Source organism: Siphonobacter sp. BAB-5385 (assembly GCF_002261125.1).
GTDB lineage: Bacteria > Bacteroidota > Bacteroidia > Cytophagales > Spirosomataceae > Siphonobacter.
This window is the reverse complement of record NZ_NMPS01000213.1, coordinates 134,425-149,756: the sequence shown is the minus strand read 5'-3', so window position 1 is coordinate 149,756 and position 15,332 is coordinate 134,425. Positions and strand designations below refer to the sequence as shown.

Here is a 15,332-nt window from a genome sequence, read left to right as displayed (position 1 = left end):
ACTGGTCGTATCGTTAGATCAAAAAACTTCTGGTGGTAAAGTTACCAGCGGTAACGCAGCTGTACTTTCACGTCCGTACGATACGGATACGGAATTTCATCAAATCCCGAACCGACTGTGGGTTGATTAAGCAACTGCGTACGCGAGAGTCGAAGCCAGCCATCCCAGCGTTTGGAAAATCCGTAATGAACCAACAGATAACTACGCCAGCCGACATCGGCATACGCCGGAATCGAAAACGCGGCCAGTACATCGGATTCGTACACATAGATGCGACTGTCGTAATCGTTGGTGTGAAAATAGGCCAGGCGGCCGGTCACGGAAAGTTTTCCCAAATGAAACTTGGCATCCTGTACCAAAGCGAACCCCTGGGAAGGAGCGAAACTTCGATACGAAAAACGGGCGTATAGAATACGGGAATTCAGGGACCACTTTCGGTTCAAATCCTGATCAAAACCCATCCAGAGGCCACTACGGGCAATGGTGGTAACCAAAGGGGTTTTAGACAGGCGAGCAGGCAGATTCTTTTCTTTTTGTTCGTAAAATGCCTGAACGGTCCATTGAGCCGTTTTACGAGGGCGGTACGTACCCCGAATGAGCGTGCCGAAGCCTGGGATGGCTGATCTACCAGATACTTTAGCCAGGGAAAACGGAAATAATCCAGGTAAGCTCCCACCTGCCAGCGGCGGTTAGGCGTATACTTTCCACCGAGATACAAACCCGTTTCATTGATATTCCGGGAGTTTTCGCTGAACGCATTTCCGTAAAAGGAATGAAAGTTCCGGTCGTACCGCCGGAAGATCAGACTGCCGTCCCAGCGTTTACTGAAACTGGCCAGTACGCCCGAAACCACTCCAACGCCACCCGAGCTGGAGCGACCTGCTTCCCCGAAGAAATTCATGTTTCGCCAGAGATAGGTATAGTTAAAACCCCAAACCGTATTCGTATGACCCGCAAATTCGTATTGATTATACGCTCGATCCGCTCGTTGAAGCCGTTTGTCGTAGCGGGTCTGGAGATACGTGAAGCCCAGACTGGCCTGTCTGCCCTGCCAGCGAAGATGGCCACCCCAATCCTGACTAAGCAGACTGGCTTTGTCGCTGATTTCGGCCGCAGTCCGGTGTAAACCCGAAGTTTGTAAGCTACTAACCGTAATCGAATCAACCTGATTGGCATCCCGCCTGATTCGTGAATAAAAGCCCGTTAGTTCCCACTGCCGGGCGAGTTGCACGGTGGTCGCGATGCCACGAAAGAAACCGTACTCGGTGGCAGAAGTGTATGGACGAATACCCAGCTGCTACGCCGAATGCTGAGTACGGGTTCGGAGCCTTTGCCCAGATAAAAGCCTCCAGCCGTAAGTAAGCCCTGGCCTAACTGTAGTTGATAATCACCCACGGCTATGCGTTTAATCTTTCCGTAGTTCTGTACGAAGCCATGAAAGGAAATATAATCTACGCCGTAACTACGCATGGCGGGTTGCCAGCTCCAGGGTTCACCCGCGTCGTGTTTGGCGGTAAAGCCGAAACTAAACTGCCGATTGGCGTAACCCTTGTACCGGGTAAATAACCGGTACGGCTGCCCTAGGTAACGGATGTTCCCCTTCGCATCCGGGATAAAGCCCCGCCGAAGCTCAAGGGATCGATCATAGCGAAGCAGTACGTATTGGGCAGCAGAGCCATCCACTTGCTGGTTTTGTATTCGTACGAAAGGAAGTAATCGCTGAATGGTTCGAAGGTCGAAGTCGGGAATAGCCTGTAATTCATATAGGGATACCAGCGGTCCAGCCTGTTGGCGGTACTGAAAAAAACTGGTCAGCTGCTTTTCAGATAGAATATACAGGGCTGAAAGCTCTTCAAACGTCGCGGAATTAAGATCAAGCGGTTGTTGAAAAAGCTGGTACAGGTTGTCCAGTACGTCTTCGGTTATGTTTTCGGATTGGTTGGGTAATAAATTTTCAATCAGTGTACTCGGGTCCAACTCAGGCCGTACAGGTTCCTGTGCATAACTGAAGAGGGGAAAAAGACAGAGAAAAATAAACCATTTCATCGGCTGGGTGGGTAGCTAACGAAATTGAGTATTTTATCTCAAATATAAATCGGGTAGTTAGGGAACGGTATCTCCGTACAAGCAAAGAGCCCGCAATACGTTGCGGGCTCTTTGCTTGTACGATCGAGCTATGTTTAGTCTAAGCCAACTACTTTAAATTCTGTACGACGGTTTAGCTGGTGTTGTTCTTCGGTTTGAGCATTTGGAATCAGTAACTGACTTTCACCGTAACCTTTCGCGGTAATCCGGTCAGGCGAAATACCGCGGGAAAGGATATAGTTTACTGCCGATTCGGCTCGTTGCTGGGAAAGCCGCTGGTTGTATGCATTGGTACCACGTTCATCCGTATGCGAACCTAACTCCAGTTTAATATCCGGGTTATCCTGTAGAATACGAACCACTTTATCTAACTCCGTTGAAGCATCCGCCCGGATGTTAAATTTATCAAAATCGTAATAAATCGTTTCGATTTTGAATGACTTGGATAACTCCGTACCTACTTCTTTCTTTAACATATCGATGGTAGCGTACAGCGTTGTATCCGTAACGGGTTTGGTCAGTCGTTCTTCCGGAATCTGTTTACCTTCTGTGATAAACAGCTCCTGCTTCTTCAAATAATCAGGCTTTTCTACGACAATGTTGTAATCCCGGCCAATCCGGATGGGGTAGACCCCAAACTTTCCATCGGAGTTCGTAACGGCTTCACCAATCGTGGTTTCGTTATCATCGACGACAGTTACTTTTACACCGTCGAGTGGTTGTTGCGTTTTGGCATCAATGACCGTTCCGGCAATGAAGTAACGAACCGACTTACCGGACTGTGGACCGGGAATTTGGGGCGTTGTAGGCGGCGTTTGGGTGATGAGCACGGGTTCTTTCGAGCTTTCAAAATAATAAATATCGTCATCGCCTTTACCACCTTCCCGATTGGAAGCGAAGTATCCCCGCGTGGAATCGGCCCAGATCATGGCAAAATCATCCGCTTTGGAATTGAAGGGCTGGCCCAGGTTCCGTACCTGAATGACACCTTCGTTACGCGTCGCTTCAAACAGATCCAGACCACCAAAACCGGCGTGTCCATCCGAGGCAAAGTACAGTTTGGCATCGGGAGATACGTAAGGGAACAGCTCGTTACCCGGCGTATTCAGGTCCCGACCCATATTAGCCGGACGACCAAAGCGGCCCGCTTTGTCAATATTCACTCGCCATAAATCCAGTCCACCGGAACCACCCGCCCGGTTCGAGCTAAAGTACAGCGTCGAACCATCGGCTGAAAAAGCGGGTGAGCCATCCCAGGAAGCGGAGTCACTGAAGGCCAGACGCTCGGGTTCGCCCCAGCCCGTACCCGTATTCCGGCTGATGTACAGATCCACATCGGCGGAGGTATTGCCCGCTCCTTTGCTACGACCGGTATTGCCCCGGGCAAAGACCATCATCTTGCCATCGGCGGAGAAAACGGGTGTGCCTTCGTTCATATTTTCACCGAAGATGTTCTGGCTGAACAGTTCAGGCGTAGCCGTTTCAGTAGGGGAGGTCAGCTTGGCCTTGTACAAACCCAGCATGGGCTGACCGTTGGCTTTATAAATTCGATCTTTCCGGGAGGCCGTAAAGACGAGTTCATCTTTCATCAAAACGGGCGAAAATTCCGCTGAAGCGGAGTTCAGATTCGAAATGTTCGTCAGCTTGTAATTACTAACCATCTGGCTCAGGGAATCGATGAGCGTCAGGTTATCGAGTTCCCGGCGGGCCAGCGTCAGTAGCGAACGGTTCGTGACTGAAAGCCGGGTAAAATTCCGCAGTTGTTCCCCAGCCGCCGCGTAATTACCCTGCGACTTGAGGGCATAGCCATAGTACAGACGTAGCGTAGGTTCTTTACTGCCCGCTTCCAGAGCTTTCTGGTAAAACTCAGCCGATTGAGGGAGGCGGTTGGAGCGGCGGTAACTTTCGGCAATAAGCATATTGACCCGGGCAGGATCTTTAGTGACGGCTTTCTGGAACTGTTTGATTGCTAATTCGTATTCACCGTTTTCATAGTATTTTTCTCCTTTCTTCAGCGACTGCAGGGCCGAATTACAGGCCGTCAGACAGAGGCATAGCAGTAGGATGGAAAGACGAGAAGTAGTAATCAACTTCATAGTAGATGCGGTAGTTTGCGGGTTCAAGTTAGGCAAAATCCGGTGAACGTGGTTTGGGATCTATCCCTCAACCGACGTCAGCGTAGGCAACGTCTGAAAAATCAAGGGTTGGCTGATCCGGAAAAGCTTTCCAAACCGGAGGAAACTTTTCTGCGGTTTAACGAATTATTTCTCTATTCGGTACATTCGTACAGAGCATTAACCTAATAATCGGGAAATTTATTTTACCTTTGCCGCCCCTATTTACTGATTTTTAGTAATTCATTTGAAATCAGGAGGTTACAGCAGGGATGTTGCAACAAAAAAGTTTAGGGCCACGGATACGGTATCGGCGTGATTATTCAGTAGTAAAACGAGGGAACGCTTTAAAAGTTTTACCTGAATCGCCCGGCCAATCGAGTAGCCTGAACTTCTTACCAAAGACCACGAACATGGCTAAGCAAGAGGAGTCTTCACGTAGACCCCGTAAAAACAGTACTGAAGGCAAACCCTTCTCAGAAAGTCGCCCGGAACGTCGTAACGACGAATCCCGTCCCCGTCGCGAAAACGATCGCTCCTTCGATAAACCTCGTGGCGAACGCTCTTTCGACAAGCCTGAACGCCGGAATGATGAATTCCGCCCCCGTCGCGAAAACGATCGCTCCTTCGACAAACCCCGTGGCGAGCGTAACTTCGATAAGCCCGAACGTCGGAACGATGAATTCCGGCCCCGTCGGGAAAACGACCGCTCCTTCGATAAACCTCGTGGCGAACGTAACGGTAATAAACCGGAACGTCGCAGTGATGAATCCCGGCCTCGTCGGGAAAATGACCGCCCCTTTGATAAGCCTCGCGGTGACCGCTCGTTTGACAAACCCCGTGGGGAACGTAGCTTCGATAAACCGGAACGTCGCAATGACGAATTCCGGCCCCGCCGAGACAACGACCGTTCGTTCGATAAACCCCGCGGCGAGCGAAAAGAAGGAGAATCCCGGTTTGAAAAAGGATCGGATCGTCCGGGTAAACGTAGTTTTGACAAACCCACGTTCCCGAAAGGAGAAAGACCCGAACGCTCGGGCTCCGATAAAAAAGAGTTACCGTCGCGGTACGGCAAACGGGCCGATCATGATCCGACCCGTCGATCAGGTCGCCGAGGTCATTCCAACGAGAATGAAACGGTAAAAGCTACGCCGAATTATAACATCGACAAGTACAAGGAAAACGCTCCTGAGAAAATCAAGAAAAAGATTGAGCGGAATGAAAAGAGCAGCGATACGACCCGCCTGAACCGTTACATAGCTCTGTCAGGGGTGTGTTCGCGGCGGGATGCGGACGTATTGATCGAAGCCGGAGAAATCTCGGTGAATGGGAAAGTAGTAAAAGAACTGGGGTATCAGGTGAAACCCGGTGAAATGGTTCGCTACGGACGCCGTGTGCTCAATCCTGAGAAAATGGTCTACGTACTGCTGAATAAACCCAAAGATTACATCACGACGGTAGAAGACGACATGGATCGTCGTACGGTGATGGAACTGGTGAAAACGGCTGCCGAACAACGCATCTATCCCGTGGGACGACTCGACCGGAACACGACGGGTCTGCTGTTACTGACCAACGACGGCGAAATGGCCGAAAAGCTGACGCATCCTTCGCACCAGATCGAAAAAATCTATCAGGTTGAAATCGATAAACCCATTACGACGGAAGATTTTGAAGCTATTCGCAAAGGGGTTGAACTCGAAGATGGCCTCATCAAGCCGGATGAAGTAAGTATCATTACGCCCGACGCTCAGGTGATTGGTATTCGCATTCACTCGGGTCGGAACCGGATTGTACGCCGGATTTTTGAGAAATTCGGTTACGACGTAACGAAACTCGACCGGACTTCTTTTGCCGGATTGAACAAGAAAGAACTACCCCGTGGACAGTGGCGGTATCTGACGGAAAAGGAAGTAATCCGACTGAAGTATCTGGTATAAAACAAAAGGCCGTTTGAATGGAAGTTCAAACGGCCTTTTTCGTAAGAATATCTGCGGTTAAATAAAAATTACGTCCCGAACGACCTCTTCACCCATTTCACGGTTGAGTAACTCAATAAGCTTGGTTTTAGCCAATACCAGTTCCTGCCGTAAAGGAGCCGAAAGAATCTGTACGTATAGGGTACCTTCGGATACGTATAGTCTTCCCGTGCGACTGGCAATGGATTTCCCCACGAGCTTTTCCCAAAAAGCCACCAGATACGTCTCGCTGTACTTATTTTTGAGCTGATACGCCCGCAGCATTTCATCAATAGCTGCTTTCAAAGTGGTAGTGCCGGGCTTGCGAGCCTTCTGCTCTCGAATAAGGGGCATGATTGGTGTTGTTTGAAACAAAGGTAGGGAGGGCAGGTTAGAAATCAACGGCATCGTAAGTTTTAACGGCTCAGAATTAGTTGATTCTGTCATTTTTTATGGATAAAGTTTAACTTTGCTAGACCTTTTCTCCACCGCTCTTGAATAAGAAGGAAAATGTAACCTTTCCTTCGTGTTACATCCGTTCGGAAATATCTTATGCAGTCGTGCGAATAACTTCTTTTGAATTGTTAATTTAGCAGTACTGCCCACTAGTTTTTACCCGATGGTATCCCAAAAAATCGTATACGTCTATCAGTTTTTCAGAACTCCGGCGGAAGGCGGCATCATTCGCTCGTACTATCTGTCGAAAGCTCTGTCCGATGCTGGTTTCGAAGTAGAGGTAATTACGAGTCACAATGAAAGAACGTATCAGCGAAAACAGATCGAAGGACTGACCGTCCATTACCTGCCCCTCCACTACGAGCAACGGTATGGGACGCTTCGTCGCTTGTACGTATACGCAGCCTTCGTACTGAAAGCTATTTTTTGTGCCTTACGTATTAAGAACGTCCAGACCTGTTATGTGGCTTCGGTACCTTTAAGCGTCGGTTTCATTGGTTTGGCCATGAAATGGTTTCGGGGCGTTCCGTACTATTTTGAAGTAGGGGATCTCTGGCCGCTGACGCCCATTCAGATGGGTTATTTTAAAAATACCCTGCTTCAGAAAATGCTTTATGGATTGGAACATCTGTTCTATCAGCAGGCCGAAAAAATCATTGGTCTTTCGCCGGCCATTCAGCAGGATATTCAACAGCGAATCGGTACACCTTCTAAAGTACATTATATTTCGAATATAGCGGACTGCGAGTTTTACCAGCCCCATGAAAAAGATGGGTCGCTGGAAGAACGCTGGCAGGTAACCGGGAAGACGGTAGTCACCTATTTTGGCTCCGTTGGGAAAGTAGTAGACCTGGACTCCCTGATTAACATCGCCCGGTACGGAGCCAATCGTGCAGAAGTAGCTTTCCTGATTGCAGGTACGGGCTCAGAGCTGGCTCGTTTGAAGCAGAAAGCCGTAGGTCTGACGAACGTACAATTTCTGGGACATCTCAATAAAGGGCAATTACGGGAAGTACTTAACGTGACCGACGTTGCTTACCTGTCGTACCTCGACGTACCGGCTCTGGGCACCAACTCACCGAACAAACTATTCGAGGCTCTGGCCGCGGGCAAACTCAGTGTGATCAACATACGGGGCTGGCACTGCGACCTGATCGAGCGGGAGGGCTGTGGATTCTACGCAGACCCGCGTAACCCAGCGGATTTCTTCGAAAAACTGGAGCCTTATCTGCACCAGCCCGAGCGATTACGTCAGGCAAGTTTGCAGGCCCGAGGTCTGGCCGAAACGCAATTTTCCCGGCAAAAACTCGGAGCTAAACTGGTTACTCTCTTTCAACCGGAGTTGGTAGAGGAACGGGTACGCATGGCCGTAGAGTAAACGTTATCGACACCATTGCTGGAAAGAGAAAAGTCAGGGTAGAGGAAATTTTTCTTCTACTTTGGCTTTTTCTCTTTTATTTAGCCTTTCATCCAAAGTACTGATGACTTCATGCGTAAAAAGATTGTATTGATGGGACCGCCTTCAACGGGGAAAACCACGTTGGCCCGTCAACTCGCCGAACATTTTGGTACCAACTGGATTGAGGAATATGGTCGGTTGTACTGCGAACGCTTTGGCAACGACTGCGATGCGATGGATCACTGCCACATTGCTGCCGGACAATTGTATTACGAAGAGCAGGGAATGCTCGCTTCCACGCATCCCCTGTTGTTTTGTGATACCGATGTGGTTGTCACTCAAACCTTCGCTGAGCTTTATCTGGGCGAATGTCCGGCCATCGTGCAGGAATGGGCCGCTCAGTACCACTATCCGCTTACGCTTTTATTAAGCCCCGACGTACCCTGGATTCAGGATGACCTTCGTTTATTTGCGGATCGGCGGGAATGGCACTTCAACCGACTTCGCGAGTTACTGGAACGCTACCAGCGGCCCTACGTTCTCATTTCAGGGAACTATAAGCAACGGTTGCAACAGGCCATTCAGGCCGTAGAAACGCTACTGCGTGAGCCATCGGCTAACATCGGTTAAATTTTAATAACCCTCATCTAAACTTGAAGCCGAAAAAAGGGGTCTTACTTAGTAAATGGAAAATTTAAGGCCCAGTTTTTTCGTTACATCATTGTGTATTTGAACGGTATCTAAAGACATGAAACGCATCTCAAAATCACTTTTGCTCCTAGTGCTTAGTGTGGGGATCTGGACGGCTTGTGAACGCGATCCAGTGAAAGATCTCGACCCGAACGACTCGAAGGTATTCATTACCAACCACAGCAACGTCGATTACAAATCCTATAAAACGTTTTCGATTCCTGACTCGGTTCTGATCGTTGAAAACGACCGGAGTGGTCGGGGAGCAGCCGTACAGGATTTAGTCTACATTGATCGGATTGCGAGAAACCTGATCGCCAATGGCTATACGCGAGTGGCCCGTACGGCAAAGCCGGATCTGGAAGTAACGCCAGCCCGGATTTCGTATACGCAATCGGGTTATGTACCAACGTACAATCCCTGGTTCGATCCCTATTGGGGTTATGGTGGATACGGTGGCTTCGGAGGTATTGGCTACGGTTATGGATATCCCGTATTCTATAATTACTATTCGTACAACGAAAATTACTGGTACGTACGGATTGCTGATCTCAAGAACATCAGTGCCGATAATAAGGCCAACGTCATCTGGGATGCTCAGATTCGGGGTGACGGAATCTATCAGGAATCGCAGATTACGAGTCTGGTGGATGCTATTTTCGCTCAGTCGTCGTATTTAAAAGCCAATTAGCAGAATCTGCCGGAAGTATTCAGGCCGATTCTTTCCTAACATTCTCACATTAATCCATTTGTACGTATGAGACGCTTGCTTTTGCTGGCATTGGTTGGACTAGCCTCTGGGGCGTACGCTCAACAAAACCCAGACTACTATAATAAAAAACAGGATTATGAGTACCGTAGCGTACCAACCCGGACGATGGGATCCCCCTTCGAACGCTACACGCACTATCAGATTTCCGCCCGGTACGGTGTCGCTTCTCCACTGGGTAGCCTGAAAGACTATACGAACGCAACTTCCAAGTACCACTATAACGTGTCCGGTGAATTTATCTTTCCCAAGAACTTCTCGCTGGGCTTACAGTTTAATTATTCCTACTTCAAGGAGCGTTCAGCCCGTCAGGTTTACACGGAAGGAGACCAGGATATTTCAGCGGTTCAGACGCGTTCGCTGGGAGCTACTTCCTTACACGTCTTCGGAAAATACCACTTCACGGGTTCAAATGCTCCGATACGACCGTATGTGCTAGCGGGACTCGGCGGTACGGCCATGCGTAATCTCACGTATTTTGGCTATTTGGAAGAAGGGAAGAATTCAGTGGCGTTAAGTGGACAGGTTGGCTTGGGGGCTCGGTTCCTGTTTGCCAAAAATGGCAACTTTGGAGCCGATGTACAGGCTACTTACTTCTATTCGCCCTTCAAGAGCGATTACCTTTCGAATGTTACCAACGTTTCGGCATCGGCCGGACTGTTCTATCGCTGGTGGTAAACCGCCAGAAGTATTGATAGACAAAAAACCGCTGAACGTTTTTTCAGCGGTTTTTTGTGGACTAATCCCAAGTGATTCCCACTTGCACGTACAGATTTAATAATGTGAACGTATTGTTAACCAGCGTCTTGTATTCTTCTTGAAAGCGTAAAATGCCATTGAAAAAGGGATAATTTTTATAAAATATCTTGCGATATGGAAGTACGCACCCATTTTCGCACGATTGTCCTTTCGGATATACATTTAGGCTCAAAAGGGTCGAAAGCCCGCGAAGTAACCGCCTTTCTCAAACAGTACACTTGTGACAAGTTGCTGCTGAATGGTGACATCATCGATGGCTGGCAATTGAAGAAGTACGGCAATACCTGGAAGAAAAAGCATACGGGCTTTTTTCGTCAGGTACTCAAAATGATCGAGCAGTACGATACAAAGGTCATTTATCTGCGGGGCAACCACGATGATTTTCTGGACCACGTCTTACCCCTACGCGTGGGCAAATACTTTTCCATCCGCCGCGACTACATTCTCAAAACCCACCTGAACCAGCATTATTACGTCACGCACGGGGATATTTTCGACCGCATTACCACACATCTGAAATGGCTGGCTTACGTGGCGACGTCGGGTACAATCTGCTGCTGGGCATTAATAAATTCTACAATCACTGGCGAGCCTGGCGGGGGTTGCCGTATTATTCGCTTTCGCAGGAAATCAAACACAAGGTGAAAGCGGCGGTCAACTACATTTCGGATTTTGAGGAAAAACTGGCGGATCTGGCTCAATCCAAAGGTTGTACCGGAATCATCTGCGGGCATATTCACCAGCCCTCCATCCGTATGATCGGCAATGTGCAGTACCTGAACTCGGGCGATTGGGTAGAATCCCTAACCGCTTTAGTGGAAGATCACGAAGGCGTCTGGAATCTGCTGTACTACACGCCAACCACCGTGGATAATAAAGAAGAGGAAACTTCTACCGAAGAAGAAGACGATCAGCAGGAAGACCTATTAAAAAGCCTTATATCTTTGAGTGCGATGAAAGAGTAAGGTATGCGAATTCTTTTTTTTATTCAGGGCGAAGGCCGTGGCCATCAGACGCAGGCGGTTGCTCTGTACGAAATCCTGCGAAATCAGGGGCACGAGTTAGTAGGGGCCATCGTAGGCGTTGCTCCGGAACGGGAGATTTCTTCCCTGCTTCGGCAGTACTTGCCCACGGATTTTAAAGCGGTGGAAAGTCCAGCCCTGCTGTACAGTGACAAAACCAAAGCCCTTGCCGTAGGGCCTACGCTGCTGACGAACGCCCGCAAAGGCACTCGTTTCTGGCGACAGGCCGCAGAAATCAATGCGTTTATCCAGGAAAAAAAGCCCACGGTCATCGTTAATTTCTACGAAATGATGTGCGGGGTCTGGCAGTGGCAATACCGCTCGTCGATTCCGGTGGTCTGCATTGCTCACCAATATTTATTACAGCACCGCCACTTCGAGCTTCCCGCCGAAGGCGTACTCAACCGGCGAATCGTCAATACCATCACCTGGTTGTCTGCCGTCGGAAGCCGCCGGAAACTGGCCCTGTCTTTCTACGAAATGGCGGATGATGTGGCCGCCAATATTTACGTCATTCCGCCCTTACTCCGACAGGACGTATTGCAACTGGAAACGACTGAAGAACCTTTCCTGCTGGCCTATACGACCAATTACCGCTTGGCCTCGGATCTGGAAGACTGGTGTCGTACGCACCCCGATACGCACGTGCAGGCCTTCTGGGATCGCCCGGGAGTCGCAGCGGTCGAGCAGCCTTTACCGAATCTAACGCTTCATCAGGTGAATGCTACGGCTTTTCTGGATGCCATGCGTCGCTGCCGGGGGCTGGTGAGTACGTCCGGCTTCGAATCGATCTGTGAGGCCATGTACCTGGGTAAGCCGGTCATGTTATTCCCAACGCCGGGGCATTTTGAACAGGCCGTGAATGCCCTGGATGCCGTACGAGCCGGTGTCGGCATACGGGCCACTTCGTTTCTGGATCTGGATCGCTTTCTAGCCTACCTACCTACGCACCAATCCATCCAGACCCGTTTTCAGGACTGGCACCGACGTGGGTCCGAGCTAATCGTACGGCATCTGGAAGAACTCAGTCGTTAAGCTTTGGTTTGCTCGTTGATACGATCAATCAGCTTCTTCAGCTCTTTTTGACGTTCTTCACTGCTTTCGGGATAATGCATAGAGAGGCTGCTGAGTTTTTCCAGAATCAGCTGGCTTACGATCAGCCGCATGTTCTTTTTATCATCCGCCGGGATAATGTACCAAGGCGATTTTTTCGTTGACGTTTGGTTGATGGTTTCTTCGTAGGCCTGCATGTAATCGTCCCAGTAGTCCCGCTCGTTGACGTCACTTTCTTCAAATTTCCAGTTCTTAGAAGCATCTTCAATACGACTGATGAGGCGACTGGCCTGTTCTTCCTTCGAAACGTTCAGAAAGAATTTCATGACCTCAATGCCGTTATGCCGTAGGTATTTTTCGAACGCCTTGATGTCTTTATACCGGTGTTTGAAAAGCTTATCCATGTCTTCGGTAAGCTCATGGGGTAGCAGTTGCGTATTCTTAATAATCTCGGGATGAACTTTCGTGACGAGGACTTCTTCATAATAACTGCGGTTGAAGATACCAATGGTACCCCGTTGCGGGAGTCGCAGGCTCGTACGCCACATGAAATCGTGTTCGAGTTCGAGCGAAGAAGGCTTCTTGAAATTATGAATATTGACGCCAAAAGGGTTGACGCCGGTAATCACGTGGCCGATGGTTCCGTCTTTACCGGCGGCGTCCATGGCCTGAAAAATCAATAAGAGTCCGAAACGATTATGAGCATACATCAGGCTTTGTAAATCGTCGATTTCCTGACGATACTGCGTCAGCAGTTCTTCGTATTCATCTTTGTTCTGATACAGATCTTTAATTTTCGTTGCGGCTTCCTTGATTTTGAAAGAACCCTTGCCTGTGAACCGAAAATCATCGGAGTTGAGTGATACATTCATAAAGAGTGTGGAACAGAAGTCTAAAAAATAGGGTGTTGCCCCTGCGGGCTGGTACAGTAGTGGGCAGTATTAACAAAAGATGTGCCCGCCGGTCCAATACATAGCGACAGGCAATAATCAAAAGATAAGAATGGCGTGGAATATTCCTGGGTGTAAGCAAACTATCCTGACACGCTTGATGTTATTACAACACATGAAAACATTCATTCAAACGCTCAAATGGAGTCTTCTGTCGGTGGCAACGCTTATGGCTTGCCAATCGCCCGCACAGGAGCAAAAGAAAGCTATGACAACGGACAAACCTCTGCCTAAAACCACTGTAAACGTACCTGCGGGTCTGGAAGTAGCCACCTTAGGATCCGGCTGTTTCTGGTGTACTGAAGCGGTGTTTCAGCGGCTGGAAGGCGTCGTGAAAGTAGAATCGGGTTACTCGGGTGGTTTTGTGGAAGACCCTTCCTATAAAGCCGTCTGCACGGGACAAACCGGTCACGCGGAAGTGACGCAGATTACCTACGATCCCAAGAAAATTAGCTATGCCGATCTGCTGGCCGTATTCTGGCGTACCCACGATCCGACCACGCTGAACCGTCAGGGCAACGATGAAGGCCCGCAGTACCGCTCGGCGGTTTTCTATCACAACGAAAAGCAAAAAGAAGAGGCTGAACACTGGAAAGCGGAAGTAGACAAGGCGAAAATCTACCCCGATCCGCTGGTAACGGAAATTACGCCCTTTACCAACTTCTACAAAGCCGAAGCGTACCACCAGGATTACTACAACCAAAATGGTCGTCAGCCCTATTGTTTGTTTGTGGTACGACCCAAAGTTGAAAAGTTTGAGAAAGTATTTAAAGATAAACTCAAACAAACGCATTAATTGAATACAAGGCCTGGCCTGCGAAAGTCTCCGTCCTACGGGCGGAGACTTTTTTGTTTTGCCCGGACAAGCCCTAATTTCGCACTACATAGACCGAAAGGCACTGGTGTTTGAACACCTACTTGAGGTCATTAATCAACGAGCCATGTCCGTACATAATCCCGATATCAAGCGAGTGACGACGCATACGTTACAGGAATTAAAAGCAAAAGGGGAGAAGATCAGTTGTCTGACCGCTTACGATTTTTCGATGGCCAAGCTCATCGATGCGGCTGGCGTAGAAGTAATTCTGGTGGGCGATTCCGCTTCGAATGTGATGGCGGGCCATGAAACCACCCTGCCCATTACGCTGGATCAGATGATCTATCACGCTCAGTCCGTGGTACGCGGCGTGAAACGGGCTTTGGTGGTAGTCGACTTACCTTTTGGTTCCTACCAGGGCAATTCACAGGAAGCCCTGCGTTCGGCCATCCGGATTATGAAAGAGTCGGGAGCCCACGCTGTGAAGCTGGAAGGAGGAGCCGAAATTCGGGAATCCATCGAACGCGTACTCAGTGCCGGTATTCCGGTGATGGGCCATTTGGGCCTTACGCCCCAGTCGATTTACAAGTTCGGAACCTACGCCGTGCGTGCCAAGGAAGAGGCCGAAGCCCAAAAGCTGAAAGACGATGTACAGTTGCTAGAAGAACTCGGCTGCTTTGCGTACGTACTCGAGAAAATTCCGGCGACTCTGGCAGCAGAAGTAACGGCTTCCGTTCATATCCCAAGTATCGGCATTGGAGCGGGAGCAGGCTGCGACGGGCAGATTCTGGTGATGCACGACATGTTAGGAATCAACCAGGAGTTTAAGCCGCGTTTCCTGCGTCGGTACGCCGATCTGGCCGGAGTAATCCAGGAAGCAGTATCCCATTACGTAGACGATGTAAAGACAAAAGATTTCCCTTCCGAGAAAGAAGGCTACTAAACGCTGGAAAGCTATGAATCCTCAAGTAGGCAAGTGGCTGATGGGGCTGGGCGGATTCCTGGTCGGTGCCGGATTGCTGATTTATTTGTTTTACGATAAATTGCATTGGCTGGGCCGGTTGCCCGGCGACATCCGAATCGAACGGGAAAATTTTCGAATGTACCTGCCCCTTACGACCTGCCTCTTGGTAACGGTACTCATTAATGTCGTTCTTTGGCTCATGCGGAAATGGTTTTAGTATCAGTAAATGATAATGCACCATCGGTTCTTTTCCGGTAACCCTTTTACTTTTGAACGGTCTCTTTCAGAACATTTCA

Annotated in this window: 15 protein-coding genes and 1 pseudogene; 10 read left to right on the top strand and 6 right to left on the bottom strand. The window is 49.2% G+C overall.

Annotated elements, in window-relative coordinates; translation table 11 throughout:
* Nucleotides 1-41: 41 nt before the first annotated feature.
* From BWI93_RS21945 to BWI93_RS21930, 4 genes are all read right to left on the bottom strand, one after another.
* Nucleotides 42-494: a hypothetical protein gene (locus BWI93_RS21945; protein ID WP_141217560.1), complete on the bottom strand. Its 453-nt coding sequence runs from the start codon at nt 492-494 to the stop codon at nt 42-44.
* Nucleotides 440-1,231, bottom strand: a complete 792-nt coding sequence (locus tag BWI93_RS21940; RefSeq protein ID WP_094815229.1) for a hypothetical protein — start codon at nt 1,229-1,231, stop codon at nt 440-442. Before BWI93_RS21940 ends, BWI93_RS21945 begins: the two co-directional genes overlap by 55 nt.
* The gene (locus BWI93_RS21935; protein WP_094815227.1) at nt 1,204-2,046 is read right to left on the bottom strand and encodes a helix-hairpin-helix domain-containing protein; all 843 of its coding nucleotides are present in this window, start codon (nt 2,044-2,046) and stop codon (nt 1,204-1,206) included. The genes BWI93_RS21940 and BWI93_RS21935 overlap by 28 nt, the downstream gene beginning before the upstream one ends.
* Nucleotides 2,047-2,180: 134 nt before the next feature.
* Entirely contained in the window at nt 2,181-4,181 is a 2,001-nt protein-coding gene (locus tag BWI93_RS21930; RefSeq protein WP_176454296.1) for an OmpA family protein, read from the bottom strand.
* Between the two features lie 431 nt (nt 4,182-4,612).
* On the opposite strand from BWI93_RS21930, the gene BWI93_RS21925 reads away from it, so the two are divergent.
* On the top strand, nt 4,613-6,139 hold the full coding sequence (locus tag BWI93_RS21925; RefSeq protein WP_094815225.1) for a pseudouridine synthase: 1,527 nt from the start codon (nt 4,613-4,615) through the stop codon (nt 6,137-6,139).
* Nucleotides 6,140-6,196: 57 nt separating this feature from the next.
* On the opposite strand, the gene BWI93_RS21920 is transcribed toward BWI93_RS21925, so the two are convergent.
* The gene (locus tag BWI93_RS21920; RefSeq protein ID WP_094815223.1) at nt 6,197-6,511 is read right to left on the bottom strand and encodes a DUF721 domain-containing protein; all 315 of its coding nucleotides are present in this window, start codon (nt 6,509-6,511) and stop codon (nt 6,197-6,199) included.
* Between the two features lie 265 nt (nt 6,512-6,776).
* Between BWI93_RS21920 and BWI93_RS21915 the strand changes: the two genes are divergently transcribed.
* The 6 genes and pseudogenes from BWI93_RS21915 to BWI93_RS21890 all read left to right on the top strand — a co-directional run bounded on the left by BWI93_RS21915 (nt 6,777) and on the right by BWI93_RS21890 (nt 12,287).
* Nucleotides 6,777-7,991: a glycosyltransferase family 4 protein gene (locus BWI93_RS21915; protein ID WP_094815221.1), complete on the top strand. Its 1,215-nt coding sequence runs from the start codon at nt 6,777-6,779 to the stop codon at nt 7,989-7,991.
* A 111-nt stretch (nt 7,992-8,102) separates the two neighbouring features.
* A complete protein-coding gene (locus tag BWI93_RS21910; RefSeq protein WP_094815219.1) occupies nt 8,103-8,642 on the top strand; it encodes an AAA family ATPase in 540 nt (179 codons plus the stop codon).
* Between the two features lie 118 nt (nt 8,643-8,760).
* Nucleotides 8,761-9,393 carry a DUF4136 domain-containing protein gene (locus tag BWI93_RS21905; RefSeq protein ID WP_094815217.1) on the top strand — a complete coding sequence of 211 codons (633 nt, stop codon included), beginning with the start codon at nt 8,761-8,763 and terminating at the stop codon, nt 9,391-9,393.
* Between the two features lie 66 nt (nt 9,394-9,459).
* Entirely contained in the window at nt 9,460-10,149 is a 690-nt protein-coding gene (locus BWI93_RS21900) for an OmpA family protein (protein ID WP_094815215.1), read from the top strand.
* Between the two features lie 195 nt (nt 10,150-10,344).
* Nucleotides 10,345-11,195, top strand: a pseudogene (locus tag BWI93_RS21895) (UDP-2,3-diacylglucosamine diphosphatase).
* A gap of 3 nt (nt 11,196-11,198) precedes the next feature.
* Nucleotides 11,199-12,287, top strand: coding sequence for a glycosyltransferase family protein (locus BWI93_RS21890; RefSeq protein ID WP_094815213.1), 1,089 nt, complete (start codon nt 11,199-11,201; stop codon nt 12,285-12,287).
* Here BWI93_RS21890 and BWI93_RS21885 read toward each other — a convergent pair.
* Nucleotides 12,284-13,177: a polyphosphate kinase 2 family protein gene (locus BWI93_RS21885; RefSeq protein WP_094815211.1), complete on the bottom strand. Its 894-nt coding sequence runs from the start codon at nt 13,175-13,177 to the stop codon at nt 12,284-12,286. The two genes, BWI93_RS21890 and BWI93_RS21885, sit on opposite strands and share 4 nt — an antisense overlap.
* Nucleotides 13,178-13,463: 286 nt before the next feature.
* Here BWI93_RS21885 and msrA point away from each other — a divergent pair, with 286 nt between their 5' ends.
* The 3 genes from msrA to BWI93_RS21870 all read left to right on the top strand — a co-directional run bounded on the left by msrA (nt 13,464) and on the right by BWI93_RS21870 (nt 15,253).
* Nucleotides 13,464-14,051, top strand: coding sequence for a peptide-methionine (S)-S-oxide reductase MsrA (msrA, locus tag BWI93_RS21880; protein ID WP_233207887.1), 588 nt, complete (start codon nt 13,464-13,466; stop codon nt 14,049-14,051).
* A gap of 145 nt (nt 14,052-14,196) precedes the next feature.
* The gene (gene panB, locus BWI93_RS21875) at nt 14,197-15,015 is read left to right on the top strand and encodes a 3-methyl-2-oxobutanoate hydroxymethyltransferase (RefSeq protein ID WP_094815206.1); all 819 of its coding nucleotides are present in this window, start codon (nt 14,197-14,199) and stop codon (nt 15,013-15,015) included.
* 13 nt (nt 15,016-15,028) lie between these two features.
* Complete coding sequence (locus BWI93_RS21870) at nt 15,029-15,253, top strand: DUF2905 domain-containing protein (protein ID WP_094815204.1); 225 nt, start codon at nt 15,029-15,031, stop codon at nt 15,251-15,253.
* Nucleotides 15,254-15,332: the final 79 nt, after the last annotated feature.